This window comes from Streptomyces sp. NPDC021115 (assembly GCF_044333065.1).
Classification (GTDB): Bacteria; Actinomycetota; Actinomycetes; order Streptomycetales; family Streptomycetaceae; genus Streptomyces.
Window position 1 is genome coordinate 254,203 of sequence record NZ_JBIRQF010000001.1, and the last position, 14,116, is coordinate 268,318.

The following is a 14,116-nucleotide window of genomic DNA, read 5'->3' on the forward strand; positions in this document are numbered from 1 at the left end:
CGATCCATAACCTTCTGGTATGCGCTGTAAGGGTGATGCCCGCTGGCTGTGCCCGGGAAGTGCTCCCAGTCGTATTCCGGCCAGCTTTGAACTGCTGTGGCGCCCAAGATGGCCGGACTACTGCGCCGGACGGGTGACGGGACTACTCCTCGTGAGCGACTTGACTACCCGTCGGACTTCTCTTTGGCCTCACCCGACTCTCCCTCGGACTCCTCCGGAGGTGTTACGGCGACCTCGCGCGCGGCCTCCGGGCCCTGTTCGAGGAGGACGCCGAATCCGTCGTCGTCGAGCACGGGCACCTTCAACTGCATGGCCTTGTCGTACTTCGATCCGGGGTTGTCGCCGACGACCACGAAATCAGTCTTTTTCGAAACAGAGCCGGTGACTTTCGCACCACGGTTCTGGAGCGCCTCCTTGGCGCCGTCCCGGGTGTGCGATTCCAGCGTGCCCGTGACCACCACGGTCAGACCCTTGAGCGGCAGCGGGCCCGCGTCCTCGCCCGCCTCCTCCTCCAGGCGCACTCCGGCGCGCCGCCACTTCTCCACGATCTCGCGGTGCCAGTCCACGGCGAACCAGTCCTTCACCGAGGTGGCGATGATTCCGCCGACGCCCTCGGTGGCGGCCAGCTCCTCCTCGCTGGCCTCCGCGATCCGGTCCAGCGAGCGGAATTCGCGGGCCAGCGCGGTGGCCGCGACCGGGCCGACATGACGGATCGAAAGGCCGGTGATGATCCGGGCCAGCGGGCGCTGCTTGGCGGCCTCGATATTGGCCAGCATCGCCAGGGCGTTCTTCTTCGCCTCGCCCTTCTGGGTGGCGAAGAAGGTGACGACCTTCTCCTCGCCCGTCTCCGGATCGCGCTTGGGCAGCCCGCTGTCCGGGTCCATCACATACGACCGGATGGGCAACAGCTGTTCGATCTTGAGGTCGAACAGATCGCCCTCGTCCTTCAGCGGCGGCTCGGTGGGCTCCAGCGGCTGGGTGAGGGCGGCAGCGGCGACATAACCGAGGTTCTCGATGTCCAGGGATTTCCGCCCCGCGAGATAGAAAATCCGCTCGCGCAGCTGCGCCGGGCAGGACCGGCTGTTGGGACACCGCAGATCGACATCGCCCTCCTTGGCGGGCTGGAGCGGGGTCCCGCACTCCGGGCACTCGGCGGGCATCACGAATTCGCGCTCGCTGCCGTCCCGCAGATCGGCGACCGGACCCAGGATCTCCGGAATGACATCGCCCGCTTTACGCAGCACCACGGTGTCGCCGATCAGCACACCTTTGGCCTTGACCACGTCCTGGTTGTGCAGTGTCGCGAATTCGACCTCCGAGCCCGCGACTGTGATCGGTTCAACCACCGCATAAGGCGTCACCCGCCCCGTGCGCCCCACACCCACCCGGATGTCGACCAGCTTGGTGTTGACCTCCTCGGGCGGGAACTTCCACGCGATAGCCCAGCGCGGCGCCCGCGAGGTGGAGCCGAGCCGCCCCTGCAACGGGATCTCGTCCAGCTTGATGACCGCGCCGTCGATCTCGTGCTCCACCGAGTGGCGGCGCTCGCTGTCGCCGTAATGCGCGATGTACTCCCGGACGCCGTCGATCGTGTCCACCACCCGGAAGTGGGCCGCGGTCGGCAGGCCCCACTCGTGCAGCAGCTCGTACGCCTGCGACAGCCGGTCGATGGCGAAGCCCTCGCGGGCGCCGATCCCGTGCACCACCATGTCCAGCGGGCGGCTCGCGGTGACCTTCGGGTCCTTCTGGCGCAGCGAACCCGCCGCCGCGTTCCTCGGGTTGGCGAACGGCGGCTTGCCCGCCTCCACCAGCCGCGCGTTCAGCTCGTCGAACGCCTTCCGGGGCAGGAAGACCTCGCCGCGCACCTCCACCAGCGCCGGGACGCGGTCGCCCGTCAGCCGGTTGGGGATCTTGGCGATGGTCCGCACGTTGGGCGTGATGTCCTCGCCGGTGCGCCCGTCGCCGCGGGTCGCGGCGCGGGTCAGCCGCCCGTGCTCATAGGTGAGGTTGACCGCCAGGCCGTCCACCTTCAGCTCGCACAGGAAGTGGTACGCGCCGGTGCCCAGCTCCTTGGCGATGCGGTCGGCCCAGACGCCCAGCTCTTCGTCGTCGAACGCGTTGTCCAGGCTGAGCATCCGCTCGCGGTGCTCGACCTCGGTGAACTCCGTCTCGTACGCCCCCGCGACCTTCTGGGTCGGCGAATCCGGGGTCCGTAGCTCCGGATGCTCCTCCTCCAGCGCCTCGAGTCTGCGCAGGAGCCTGTCGAACTCCGCGTCGCTGACGATCGGGGCGTCCTTCACGTAGTACCGGAAGCGGTGCTCCTCGACCTGCTCAGCGAGCTTGGCGTGCTCATCCCGTGCCTCCGAGGGCACCGTCGACTGTTCACCGGCCACCGTGTCGTCCTCCCGCCACTCAGGCTGTCACTCAGGGTTGTCCGCGAGCGATCTCGCCGCCCGGACACAGTGGGCCAGCGCGGCGCGCGCGTACGCGGGCGAAGCGCCCGCGAGTCCGCACGACGGCGTGATCACCACGGACTCCGCGAGAGTCCCCGGTGACAGCCCCAGCCTGCGCCACAGCGTCCTGACACCCCCGACGCTACCGGCAGGGTCCGACAACGCGGCGTCCGTGCCGGGGACGGCGCCGACGAACAGCGCGGTTCCGCCCTCCACGGCCTCCCCGATCGCCTCCTCCTCACGCTCCGTGAGCAGCGAGAAGTCGAACGAGACCCCGCTCGCCCCCGCCCGCCGCAGCAGCCCGAACGGCACGTTCGGCGCGCACGAGTGCACCACCACCGGCGCCTCGGCAGCCGCCACCAGATCCCGCAGCGCGCCCTCCACCACGCCCCGGTCCACCGCGGCGTGGGTGCGGTAGCCGCTGGCGGTCCGCACGCTCCCGGTCAGCACCGACGTCAGCGACGGCTCGTCCAGCTGGAGCACCACCTCGGCGCCTGGCACCCTGCGGCGCACCTCCGCCAGATGCCCGCGCACCCCCTCGGCCAGCGAGGCCGTCAGATCGCGGCAGGCCCCCGGGTCGCTCAGCGCGGCCTCCCCGTTCCGCAGCTCAAGACCCGCGGCCAGCGTCCACGGCCCGACGGCCGACACCTTCAGCGCCCCGCGGTGCCCCTGGGTGAACTCCTCCAGCGCGTCCAGGTCCTCCCCCAGCCAGGACCGCGCCCGCCGGGTGTCCCGCCCCGGCCGGTCGCTGATACGCCAACCGCTCGGCTCCACATGGGCGTACACCTCGACGAGCATCCCGGCGGTCCGGCCGAGCATGTCCGCCCCGGGCCCCCGCGCGGGCAGCTCCGGCAGATACGGCAGGGCTTCGAGGGACCCGGTGACGGTCTTCGCGGCCTCCCGCGGGTCCCCGCCCGGCATCGACCCGACCCCGGTCGCGGCCCCCGCGCCCCAGCTGTGCTTCTTGGTCTTCTCACTCACCCCGAAAGCCTATGGGGTGAGCCCCCTGGGGTGATCCCCGCTCAGCCGCGCGGGCGGATCTGGAGGTCGGTGATCTCGGCGTCGTGCGGGAGGTCGAGGGCGGTGAGGACGGTCGTCGCCACCGTCTCGGGGGCGATCCAGCGGTCCGCGTCGTACTCCTTGCCCTCCTGCTGGTGCACCTTCACCTGCATCGGCGTCGCCGTGCGGCCCGGGTAGACGGTCGTCACCCGCACGCCATTGCCGCTCTCCTCCCAGCGCAGCGCGTCGGCCAGGGCCTTCAGGCCGTGCTTGCTGGCCGCGTACGCGCCCCACTGGGCGTTGGCGCGCAGGCCAGCGCCGGAGTTGACGAAGACGACATGGCCCTGGGCCAGCCGGAGTTGCGGCAGCAGCAGCCGGGTCAGTTCGGCGGGTGCGACGAGGTTGGCGGCGAGCTGGCGGTTCCACGCCTTGGGGGTCAGCTCGCCGATCTCACCGAGGTCGACCACGCCCGCGATGTGCAGCAGCGAGTCGAGCCGGTCGGGCAGCGTCTGGTGGCTCAGCGCCCACGACAGCTTCTCCGGGTCCGCCAGGTCACCGACGACCGTACGCGCCCCGGGGAACCGCCCGGCCAGCTCCTTCGCCCGCCCGGCGTCCCGCGCCAGCAGCCACAGCTCGTCGCCCCGCTCGGTCAGCCGGTCCGCGACCGCCGTGCCGATGCCCGAACCCGCCCCAGTGATCAGATGCGTTCCCATGCCCCCAGCTTGCCGTATCGCGTCAGCGCGCGAGCAGGTCGTCCAGCTCGGCCGCGAACAGCAGGGCGGGGTCGAGGCCCATCCCGGTGAAGTGGCCCGCGAGTTCCAGCGACAGCACGCCGTGCAGCCGGGTCCACAACGTCATGGCCCGGCGGAGGGCGGCGGGCGGGGCGGGATGGGGGTCCGCCCACTGGCGGTGCTGTTCGAGGTGGGCCTCGAGCGGTGTCGCGGGGGCGTCGTCCGTCGGCAGCGCGGTGAAGGCGTCGAGCAGGGTCGTCATGATCTCCGACGCGATCGTGGTGATGTCGTCGGGCGCGTGGTAGCCGGGCACGGGCGTGCCGTAGACGAGGAAGTACCGCTGGGGGTCGTCCAGGGCCCATGCGCGCAGGGCGTGCGCCAGCGCGGTCACGTCGGCGCCGGGCTCGGCGGCCGCCCGCACGGTGTCGGCGAGGCTTCGGTAGGCGTCCCTGATGAGCGCGGTGATCAGCTCGTCCCGCCCGGCGAAGTACCGGTAGAGCGCGGGTCCGCTCATGCCCATCTGCTTGGCGATCGCGTTGAGGGAGAGCGCGGACGCCCCCGCCGTGGCGATCTGCTCCCACGCGTGTTCCTTGATCTCCGCGCGCACCTGCGTGCGGTAGCGCTCGCGTGGGGTCTGCGCGCCCGGTTCCGCCATCGTCTGCCGCCCTTCCGTGCCGCTACAACCTCACGATTGAGTTTGAAGCTATCACGAAGGCTATTGACGCTTCGATTCGCATTCCGTTAGAACATCTTACGGCAACGAAAGCTCATAACGACGAACGAGGGACCTCATGCCGCGCATTCGCCCGTTAGCCGCCCTGTTCACCATCCCGCTCGCCGTCTCCGGGCTCCTCGGGATGGCCGCCCCGTCGGCCCAGGCCGCCCCCGGCGGTTCGTCCACCTGCCGTGGCGAGGGTGTGGACCCCACCGCGCAGATCCGCCACCGCACCGACACCGTGATCAAGGCGCCGCTGAGCACCATCTGGAAGCTCCAGACCGACGTGGAGCGCTGGCCGACCTGGCAAGCCCCCGTCCTCACCATGAAGCGTCTCGACCCGGGCCCCCTGCGGAAGGGTTCGCGGTTCCGGTGGACCACCCCGGCTCCCGCCACCCCGACGACGCCCGCGACCACCCTGACCATCACCTCGACCGTCCGCCAACTCCAGCGCGGCTCCTGCATCCTGTGGAAGGGACCCGCTGTCGGCGAAGGGCTGCGCATCGACGAGGGCGTTCACCTGTGGACGTTCACCAAGGCCAAGGGCGGCGTACGCGTCCACACCGAGGAGACCTGGACCGGTGACCAGGTCGAAGCCGACGCCCCCACCGCGACCGAGGCGCTCGGCCGGGGTCTCGAACAGTGGCTGCGCGACCTGAAGGCCACCGCCGAGGCCCGCACCTGATCAGACGGATTCCAGGTACGTCATGACCTCCACGCCGTTCTCCGCGAAGTGCACCAGGTCGCTCAGCGGGCGCGGCAGGAAGCCTTCCGCCTCCATCCGCTTGAACTGCTGCTTGAGCCCGTCGTAGAACCCCGCCGCGTTCAGCAGCACCACCGGCTTGATGTGCAGCCCGTGCTTCTTCAGCTCCAGGATCTCCGTCGCCTCGTCCAGCGTCCCGGTGCCGCCCACCATGATCACCACCGCGTCGGCGCGGGCGAGGAGCTGTGCCTTGCGCTCGGCGAGGTCCTTGGCGATCACCATCTCGTCGGCGCCCTCCCGGGCCTTCGCCGCGAGGAATTCCACGGAGATCCCGACCAGCCGCCCGCCGTGCTCCTGCACGCCGTCGGCCATGACCTTCATCAGCCCGACGTCCGACCCGCCCCAGACGAGGGTGTGCCCGCCCTTGCCGATCAGCTCGGCGAACTCCCGGGCGGGGGTGGTGTAGCGGTCGTCGAGGTCGGCGGCGGAGCAGAAGACGCAGATGTTCATGCCGGTCACTCTACGAGTCGGGCCGGAGCCCTTCACGGCTCCGCGCCACGCGGATCGCGTCGCGCAGGGCCTCGGAGAGGCGGGCGGAGAGAAAGCGGAACTCGCCGAGCGGGACTTTGGGATCGGCGAGCATCGCGCGGGCGTGGAGCAGGAGTTCGTCGCCGGTGGAGAGCTGCATGGCCTCGACCTCGTCGGCGAGGGCCGACACGGGGCCGTTGCCATCGGTGGAGAGATAGCAGGGGCGGCCGTCGGGAGTCGACCAGGGTAGCAAGCGGAGACCGGTCGGTGCGGTGACTTCGTGTGACATGTGCCTACTGTCACAGGTCGCGTCTAGCCTGGTCACAGAATCGCTGTAACGGTGCGTGATCGCGCTGCGACTGTGCGATCTGTGCGATGCGGAGGGGGCAGTCTTGACCCAACGGAAGAAGAAGTCGTCGCTGGCGGCGAAGGTGTTCGGCGCGCAGTCCCGCATGATGCGGGAACGACTCGGATGGACGATGAAGGACTTGGAGAGACGGGTCCCGTACACCGAGTCGATGATCGCCAAGGTGGAGCGCGGGGAAAGGGTGCCGAAGCCGCCGTATGTGGTGGCGGTGGATGAGGCGTTGGCCGCGCAGGGCTTGCTGATTGAGGCGGCCAAGCTGTTATGGCAGGAGGTATGCCCTGAGTGGGCCCAGGAATACTGGGAGCTGGAAGCGGAGGCCCTGGCCCTCCACGCCTACGACTCGCACGTCATCAACGGCCTGCTTCAGATCGAGAGGTACGCGTACGCGGTGATCTCCTCGCAAGCACCTCCTGTGGAAGACGAAGAGACCGACCGCGCGGTCCAGATGCGCATGTCCCGGCAGAGGCTGCTGCACCGCAAGCCGCCGCCACGTTTGACCTTCCTGTTGCAGGAGTGCACGATCCGACGGCCCATCGGCGGTAAGAACCTGCGTAACGAGCAGCTACGGCACCTCGTGAAGTGTGCGTCGCTGCCGCAGTTGACGCTCCAGGTGATGCCGGAGAACCGGGAAACCCACGCGGGCCTGGACGGACCCATGACGCTGCTCGAAACTCCGGATCACCGCACGATCGCATACATCGAAGGGCAGCGTGGCAGCTACTTCGTCTCCGACCTCGAAGACGTCAGCGTTCTCACTCATCGCTATGGCATCCTGCGGTCGCAGGCCCTCAGTCCCGAAGAATCCATCGAGTTGCTGGAGGGCGTGCTCACCGAGGGAGACTGATGAACGCCGAACTGCACTGGTTCAAGAGCAGCTACAGCGGCAACGAAGGTTCCTGCGTCGAAGTCGCCGTCGAATGGCACAAGTCCAGCTACAGCGGCGGCGAAGGCCAAGCCTGCGTCGAAGTCGCCGCGTGCCCCGGCGCCGTACACATCCGCGACTCCAAGGACACCGCGATACCGGCCCTCACCGTCACCCCCGCCGCCTGGTCGGCCTTCATCGGCTTCGCGGCGCGCGCATGCCGTCAATGATGCGCGTCCAGCTGTCCGTGCCGTGCCCGGCGTCGATGGCTCGGCGGTAGTACGCCTGCACGGCAGCCGGGAGTGACGTGTCGACACCGACCGACCTCGCCGTCGCGTAGATGTGGTCGGCGGTGGCGCCCATCATGATCGCGTTGGCCGCCTCCCCCGGGTGCTCCCCCGCGTCGATACGCGCTCCCAGCTTCTCCATGCCGTCCGCCGCCATCATGTCCGGGATCGCCTTGAAGAGCCGCATGACCTCGGGGAGGAACACTTCCGCGCTGATGCCCGCCGAGCCGACAAGAGCGGTCGCGTGCATGAACCCGGCCAACGTCGTCAGGAAGACGTCGAGATGGGCCTGGTACATCAGCTGGGCACGCCCCGGATCGTCGCCCAGGAAGCGCGGTTCGCCGATGTGGGCGAGCGTGGTGCGATGGGCGCCGAACGCCTCCGCGTCGCCGCTGTAGTACACGTACGACAGGTCGGTGCCGACCATGGGCTCGGGCACCATCACCCCGCCGGACAGGAACGACGCTCCGTACGAGGCCGCCCATGACGCCGCCTCGCGGGTCTTGCCGGGGGTGTCCGAGCTGAGATTGACCACCGTGCGACCGGCCAGCGATCCCGTCGCGTCGCCGAGGACGTCCCACATGGCCTGGTAGTCGGTCAGACTGAGAATGACGAGGTCGCTGGCGGCCACCGCGTCGGACGGGGTGGCCGCGAGCTTCGCCCCTGCCGAAACGACGTCGTCGGCACGGCTCGGCGTGCGGTTCCACACGGTGACCGGGTGCCCGGCCGCGAGCAAGGTACGTGTCATCGCCTGGCCCATGGGCCCCAGACCGATCACGGTGGCAGGTGAAAGTACGGGCATGAACGCGTCCCCTCAAGTGTTCGCATATCGCTTGCCCATCACTTTCGCCGCCGCGACGATCACGCGGAAGTACCGACTAAATAGTGGGGTACGCACCGTTTGGTGCGTACCCCGTCGCCGAGACGGAGCGAGGAAGACGCATGGCACCCCGCAAGGGCCCCTACATCTGTGGAATCGACGCCGCGCTCGATGTCGTCAGCGGCAAGTGGAAGGGCCTCGTCCTGTGGGAGCTGAACGCCCACGGCACCCGCCGCTACGCCGAGCTGCGCCGGGCCCTGCACGGGGTCAGCGAGAAGATGCTCACGCAGCATCTGCGCCAGATGGAAGAGGACGGTCTCATCAGCCGCACGGTCTACCCGGAGGTGCCGCCCCGGGTCGAATACGCCCTGACCGAGGCGGGCGCGGCGCTCAACGAAGCGCTCCAGCCGCTGGGCGAGTGGGGCCGTGGGCGGATTTCCCGCGACGGACTTGGCATCGTCGACGCGGCGGCCCCCTGACCGGATGCCGGGCGCCCGTCGCCCGGTGGGGCGGTGCCAGGCGCTGGGAAGCCGACAGCCGGTGGGGCGGCGCCCTCACCAAGAACCCTGGTAGAGAACTCCCCACCCACCCACCCCGCCCAACTCATCACCCCATCGGATGACTTGGGCGCGAATATGCCAAGGGTCGGGTTAGTCTCGCCGCAACAACCGCACACAGACGTCGGCCCCCGCCGGGACTGCCATCCCGAGACGAGGGCCTGACCAACCTGGAAGAAGAGACCTTCCCGATGGCTGACAGGCAGTCTAGTGCGCCCCTGCGCGCTCGCGCCGACGCTCACGCGTCCGGCGTCGTCCACGTCCGCACCCGGCACACCGCCAACTTCACGGTGCTCTCGAACCGGCTCGCCCAGCGGGCGGGCAGTGCGGTGACGGTCGGCGTCGCCGCGTACATCCTGTCGCTGCCCGACGGCGCCTCCATCCGCATCGACGCGCTCTGCGGCCACTTCAAGGAGGGCCGGTCCCGGATCTCCGCCGCGCTCAACGAGCTGGAGGCGGAAGGCTGGCTGGAGCGGCGGGTCGAGCGGGGGCCGGGCGGGCGGATCGTCACCCGTACGTTCGTGTACGACGCGCCGGGCGGTGCGGAGCGCGACGCGCCGCCGTCCACCCCTGCGTCCGAGGCGCCGGAACCGGCGCGTCAGCCGGAGCCGGAGCCGGAACCAGGTACCGCGCCCGATCCCCGGGCCGCCGCCGTCCTCGGCTCCCTGCGCCACCGCGACCGGCGGCTCGCCCTGTCGGAGCGGGAGACCGCCGCGCTGGCGCCCGCCGTCGCGGAATGGCTCGACCGTGGGGTCGGGCCGTACGAGATCGCCGAGGCGCTGACCTCCGGGCTCCCCGACCGCATCGACCGCCGTCCGGCCCGGCTGCTCGCCTACCGGTTGGCCGCCCTGCGGCCACCCGCGCCCGCCGATGCCCCGGCGCCGACCCGTCCCATGCCCTTCCAGGACTGCGACGGCTGCGACCGCCCCTTCCGCGCGCCCCGACCGGGGCGGTGCCGCGACTGCCGGGCAGCGGCGGCCGAGTCAGCGCAGCTCGCCGCTTGACCATGACGTGATCCACTCCAGCATGCGAGAAGCAGGAACACATGACACTTCCCTCCGGCGACGCCCTGCGGGCCGCGCAGGATCACAACGAACCGCTCGTTCCGATGCCAGCGCTCACGCTCTCTGCTCTGCGCTCCGCAGCGGGCGACACCACGGCGCCTCTCCGCATGTTCTACCGCCGGTGGGGCACCGTCGTCGCCATCGAGCGCATCCCGGAGCGCGCAGCTCGCATGCATGCCGCAGAGCAGGTCCTGCACACCAGCCCAAGGGCGGATGCGCGGCAAACCGCCCTTCACGAGATCGGAGCCATCGTGCAGGCCGCGCAAGGTGAAGTCGAGGCGCTGGAGACCGAGTGAGCGACCGGATACAGCCCATGGCTCTGACTGCGTGCAGGGCCACATACGCACAGCTACCCTGGCAAAGGCCAGGATCACGAGGGGAGGGCACACCATGACAGCGCAGATGGAGAGCCCAGTGCAGACCGAAGAGATGCGGCGCTTCGAGGAATTCGACGCGGCATTCCCGGACTACCACGCCGAGATGATCGATGGAGAGGTCTACGTCAGCACCGTGGTCAGCAGCCCACACGGGAACATGGTTCTCACCATCGCCTCCCAGCTCGTGTCCCAATGGTTCGTCATGACCGAGGTGGACACCGTCTACGACGGCTGGCACGGCAAGACGCTCCTCCGCCCGGACCTCGCCGTCGCCCACCCCTCCTACCGGGGCACGCGGCTGAAGCAGTTCCCGGCCGATGAGATCATTCTCGTCGTCGAGGTCGCCTCGGAGTCCAATCCCGAGAACGACACCGAGAAGAAGGTCAAGAAGTACGCCCTCGCCGGAATCCCGTACTACCTGATCGTCAACCCCATCGTGGGAAAGTGCCTGCTCTACTCGCTGCCCAGCGGGGACCACTATCGCGCATCGCTGGAGACCGACTTCGGTGAGCCGGTGCCGATCGGTGATCCGATCGAGCTGACGCTCGACACCAAGGCCCTCTACACGTACTGAGCGAAACACAGGCGGCCGGTGGCGGGGCTGGGGCCCGCCACCGGCCGTACCGGGTTACCGGATGGACCGGGCTACCGGGTGAAGTGGAAGATGCCCCACGTCACGTGGTTGTTCCTGCCGCCCTCGACCCAGTTGGTGAGACCTTTCTTCATGTGGGCGAGGTAGTCGGCGCTGACGTGTTCCGCCAGGCCGTTGGCCTCCTGGCGGCGGGTCTCCTCCAGGACCCGGGCGTAGTGCGTCGTCAGGTGGTCGCGGTGCTCCTCGAAGCCGCCGCCTACCTCGGTGAAGCCGAGGCGGGCCAGTTCGTGGCGGTAGAAGTCCGGGGAGCCCATGGTGTCGAGGTGGATGCGGTCCAGGATGGGCCGCAGCGTTTCGGTCGGGCAGCCGTCCGCCGCCATGGGGTCGGTGAAGATGAGGTGACCGCCGGGGCGCAGGACGCGGGCGGCCTCCTCCAGGGGGCGGCGGCGGTTGCCGCTGTGCAGGAACGCGTCCTGGGACCAGACGACGTCGACGCTGTTGTCCGCCAGCGGGATCCGCTCGAAGGAGCCGTCCAGCACCTCGATGGTCTCGCTGAGCCCGCGCTCGGCGTTGATCGCGCGGTGCCGCTCGTTCTCCACCTCGCTGAGGTTGAGGGCGGTGACGCGGCAGCCGTACGTCTCGGCGAGATAGCGCGCCGAGCCGCCGAAGCCCGCTCCCAGGTCGAGGACGTGGGAGTCCGCCGTGAGGTCGAGGCGGCCCGCCATGCGGGCGACGGTGCGCCTGCTGGCTTCGGCGATCGGCTCGTCGGGCCGGTCGTACACGCCGATGTGGATGTCCTCGCCGCCCCAGACGCGCCAGTAGAACTCGTCGGCGTCGGTGGAGTTGTAGTAGTCGCGGGCGGTGCCGACGGCCGTGGAGTATTCCCCTGCCGTCTCGTCCGTCGCGATGTACTCCTTCTCCGCGACGTGGATGAAGAAGTCGGGCTGCTCCTCCCGGTAGGTGTGCTGGAAGTCGCCGTACGTCTCGATCCGCTGGAAGCCGACCTCCTGCATGAGCCGGCGCGTGTAGTCCTTGCGCAGCGGAAACATGTTGAGGTGGTAGACGGAATCGTCGGGGAAGCTGTAGCGCATGCGGCACAGCCCCTCGTCGACGTGCTCCGGCTCGACGGCGACGTCTTCGCCGCAGTAGTAGTACACGTGCTTGCTGGTGAAGCCGTTGTCGAGCATCGCGTCGTAGTTGCGATGGTCCATGATGAGGATGCCGTCGTGCTTGAGCATCGCGTAGAACTCGGCGAGCGCCTTGCGCCGGTCACGCTCCGAGAAGAGGTGCGTGAAGGAATTGCCGAGGCAGACGATCGCGTCGTACTGCCCGTGCACATCGCGGTTGAGCCAGCGCCAGTCGGCCTGGACGACGCGGAGGATGTGCTCGCCGTGCTTGAGCCCGTTGTCGAAGGCTTGGGCGAGCATGTCGGCGCTTCCGTCGACGCTCGCCGTCTCGAATCCGGCTTCCAGGAGCCGTACCGAATGAAAACCGGTCCCCGTGGCTACATCCAGGACCTTTTTTACGCCACGCTCCCGCAGGAGGTCGATGAAGAACGTGCCCTCACTTTCTGCTCGCTTTTCCCAGTCGATCAGTGAGTCCCATTTTTCAACGAAGCTTGGTACGTACTCCTCGGTGTAGTGATCGGTGTCCCTGACCTCGAATGGATTGTCTCCGAATTTCTGGACCGATCGCGCAGAAATAACGAAACCTCCGGTGCTGAGACAGCGGACAACGGCACCCGTGTCCAGATGTGCGCCTCCCCGAAGTTGCGTGATCTATGCCACCCACGAGGCCAATTGTATGTAAATACCAGGCAACACGAAGCCGCTTATCTGGAATACACCGCTTTATGCGAGTTTTTAGCGTTTGCCCCGTTATGACGGGGAAACGGCCGGGCGGGAGCGCTCCGTCGCGGCGATGGTCGCCGAGCCCACGACGCGGGTGCCGTCGTACAGCACGATCGCCTGGCCGGGGGCCACTCCGCGGACCGGTTCGGCGAAGGTCACCCGCAGCTCGCCGCCGTCGGCGCCGTCGGTGCCGTTCACCGGTTCGGCCGTCACCTCGGTCTCGCCGCCGTGGGCGCGGAGCTGGGCGGTGTAGGTGCCGGGGCCGGTGGGGGCGGCGCCGCACCAGCGGGGCTTGATGGCGGTGAGCGCCGAGACGTCCAGGGCCTCGACGGGGCCGACGGTGACCGTGTTGTTCACCGGGGAGATGTCCAGCACGTACCGCGGCTTGCCGTCGGGCGCCGGATGGCCGATGCGCAGGCCCTTGCGCTGGCCGATGGTGAAGCCGTACGCGCCCTCGTGGGTGCCGAGCTTGTGGCCGCCCTCGTCCACGATGTCGCCCTCGGAGGTGCCGAGATGGCGGGAGAGGAAGCCCTGGGTGTCGCCGTCCGCGATGAAGCAGATGTCATGGCTGTCGGGCTTCTTGGCGACGGCCAGACCGCGCCGCTCGGCCTCCGCGCGGATCTCGTCCTTGGTGGTCAGCGTGTCGCCGAGGGGGAACATGGCATGGGCGAGCTGCCGCTCGTCCAGCACGCCGAGGACGTACGACTGGTCCTTGGCCATGTCGCTGGCGCGGTGCAGCTCCAGGGCGCCGTCGTCGCGGCGGACGACCGTGGCGTAGTGACCGGTGCACACGGCGTCGAAGCCGAGCGCGAGCGCCTTGTCCAGCAGCGCGGCGAACTTGATCTTCTCGTTGCAGCGCAGACAGGGGTTGGGGGTGCGGCCCGCCTCGTACTCGGCGATGAAGTCCTCGACCACGTCCTCGCGGAACCGCTCGGCCAGGTCCCACACGTAGAACGGGATGCCGATCACATCGGCGGCCCGGCGGGCGTCGCGCGAGTCCTCGATCGTGCAGCAGCCGCGGGCGCCGGTGCGGAAGGACTGCGGATTGGCGGAGAGGGCGAGGTGGACACCGGTCACGTCGTGGCCCGCCTCGGCCGCCCGCGCGGCGGCGACCGCCGAGTCCACGCCGCCGGACATGGCGGCGAGGACGCGCAGGCGACGGCCGTCGCGGGGACCTGTGGGCGCACCGGGGAATTCAGTCATAACCCAGC

Annotated in this window: 16 protein-coding genes; 7 read left to right on the plus strand and 9 right to left on the minus strand. The window is 69.2% G+C overall.

Going from position 1 to position 14,116, the window contains the following annotated elements; genetic code table 11:
* Positions 1-164 precede the first annotated feature (164 nt).
* Genes ligA through ACH4TL_RS01135 form a run of 4 tightly spaced genes read right to left on the minus strand, consistent with a single transcriptional unit; the run spans position 165 to position 4,838 of the window.
* Positions 165-2,393, minus strand: a complete 2,229-nt coding sequence (gene ligA / locus ACH4TL_RS01120) for an NAD-dependent DNA ligase LigA (protein ID WP_398322274.1) — start codon at positions 2,391-2,393, stop codon at positions 165-167.
* Between the two features lie 27 nt (positions 2,394-2,420).
* Positions 2,421-3,434, minus strand: coding sequence for a methionine synthase (locus ACH4TL_RS01125; RefSeq protein ID WP_398322271.1), 1,014 nt, complete (start codon positions 3,432-3,434; stop codon positions 2,421-2,423).
* A gap of 41 nt (positions 3,435-3,475) precedes the next feature.
* Complete coding sequence (locus ACH4TL_RS01130) at positions 3,476-4,165, minus strand: SDR family oxidoreductase (protein ID WP_398322268.1); 690 nt, start codon at positions 4,163-4,165, stop codon at positions 3,476-3,478.
* Between the two features lie 22 nt (positions 4,166-4,187).
* Positions 4,188-4,838, minus strand: coding sequence for a TetR/AcrR family transcriptional regulator (locus tag ACH4TL_RS01135; RefSeq protein WP_398322265.1), 651 nt, complete (start codon positions 4,836-4,838; stop codon positions 4,188-4,190).
* Positions 4,839-4,974: 136 nt separating this feature from the next.
* On the opposite strand from ACH4TL_RS01135, the gene ACH4TL_RS01140 reads away from it, so the two are divergent.
* Positions 4,975-5,583 carry an SRPBCC family protein gene (locus tag ACH4TL_RS01140; protein ID WP_398322262.1) on the plus strand — a complete coding sequence of 203 codons (609 nt, stop codon included), beginning with the start codon at positions 4,975-4,977 and terminating at the stop codon, positions 5,581-5,583.
* Here the strand turns inward: ACH4TL_RS01140 and ACH4TL_RS01145 are convergent, their stop codons facing one another.
* Together ACH4TL_RS01145 and ACH4TL_RS01150 are read right to left on the minus strand one after the other, a co-directional pair.
* Positions 5,584-6,111 carry a TIGR00730 family Rossman fold protein gene (locus ACH4TL_RS01145; RefSeq protein WP_398322259.1) on the minus strand — a complete coding sequence of 176 codons (528 nt, stop codon included), beginning with the start codon at positions 6,109-6,111 and terminating at the stop codon, positions 5,584-5,586.
* A 10-nt stretch (positions 6,112-6,121) separates the two neighbouring features.
* The gene (locus tag ACH4TL_RS01150; protein WP_398322256.1) at positions 6,122-6,418 is read right to left on the minus strand and encodes a hypothetical protein; all 297 of its coding nucleotides are present in this window, start codon (positions 6,416-6,418) and stop codon (positions 6,122-6,124) included.
* Positions 6,419-6,521: 103 nt separating this feature from the next.
* Here ACH4TL_RS01150 and ACH4TL_RS01155 point away from each other — a divergent pair, with 103 nt between their 5' ends.
* Complete coding sequence (locus tag ACH4TL_RS01155) at positions 6,522-7,340, plus strand: helix-turn-helix transcriptional regulator (RefSeq protein WP_398322253.1); 819 nt, start codon at positions 6,522-6,524, stop codon at positions 7,338-7,340.
* On the plus strand, positions 7,340-7,588 hold the full coding sequence (locus ACH4TL_RS01160) for a DUF397 domain-containing protein (RefSeq protein WP_398322251.1): 249 nt from the start codon (positions 7,340-7,342) through the stop codon (positions 7,586-7,588). The genes ACH4TL_RS01155 and ACH4TL_RS01160 overlap by 1 nt, the downstream gene beginning before the upstream one ends.
* Here the strand turns inward: ACH4TL_RS01160 and ACH4TL_RS01165 are convergent.
* A complete protein-coding gene (locus tag ACH4TL_RS01165) occupies positions 7,554-8,447 on the minus strand; it encodes an NAD(P)-dependent oxidoreductase (protein ID WP_398322249.1) in 894 nt (297 codons plus the stop codon). The genes ACH4TL_RS01160 and ACH4TL_RS01165 overlap by 35 nt on opposite strands.
* 140 nt (positions 8,448-8,587) lie before the next feature.
* On the opposite strand from ACH4TL_RS01165, the gene ACH4TL_RS01170 reads away from it, so the two are divergent.
* The 4 genes from ACH4TL_RS01170 to ACH4TL_RS01185 all read left to right on the plus strand — a co-directional run bounded on the left by ACH4TL_RS01170 (position 8,588) and on the right by ACH4TL_RS01185 (position 11,037).
* Positions 8,588-8,944 carry a winged helix-turn-helix transcriptional regulator gene (locus ACH4TL_RS01170; RefSeq protein WP_398322247.1) on the plus strand — a complete coding sequence of 119 codons (357 nt, stop codon included), beginning with the start codon at positions 8,588-8,590 and terminating at the stop codon, positions 8,942-8,944.
* Between the two features lie 269 nt (positions 8,945-9,213).
* A complete protein-coding gene (locus tag ACH4TL_RS01175) occupies positions 9,214-10,026 on the plus strand; it encodes a hypothetical protein (protein WP_398322245.1) in 813 nt (270 codons plus the stop codon).
* Positions 10,027-10,067: 41 nt separating this feature from the next.
* Positions 10,068-10,382, plus strand: coding sequence for a hypothetical protein (locus ACH4TL_RS01180; RefSeq protein WP_398322242.1), 315 nt, complete (start codon positions 10,068-10,070; stop codon positions 10,380-10,382).
* Positions 10,383-10,476: 94 nt separating this feature from the next.
* Positions 10,477-11,037 (plus strand): Uma2 family endonuclease, encoded by a 561-nt coding sequence (locus ACH4TL_RS01185; RefSeq protein ID WP_398322239.1) that lies wholly within the window; start codon positions 10,477-10,479, stop codon positions 11,035-11,037.
* Positions 11,038-11,108: 71 nt separating this feature from the next.
* On the opposite strand, the gene ACH4TL_RS01190 is transcribed toward ACH4TL_RS01185, so the two are convergent.
* Positions 11,109-12,806: a methyltransferase domain-containing protein gene (locus ACH4TL_RS01190; protein WP_398425155.1), complete on the minus strand. Its 1,698-nt coding sequence runs from the start codon at positions 12,804-12,806 to the stop codon at positions 11,109-11,111.
* A gap of 126 nt (positions 12,807-12,932) precedes the next feature.
* Positions 12,933-14,108, minus strand: coding sequence for a tRNA 2-thiouridine(34) synthase MnmA (mnmA, locus tag ACH4TL_RS01195; RefSeq protein ID WP_398322236.1), 1,176 nt, complete (start codon positions 14,106-14,108; stop codon positions 12,933-12,935).
* Positions 14,109-14,116 lie beyond the last annotated feature (8 nt).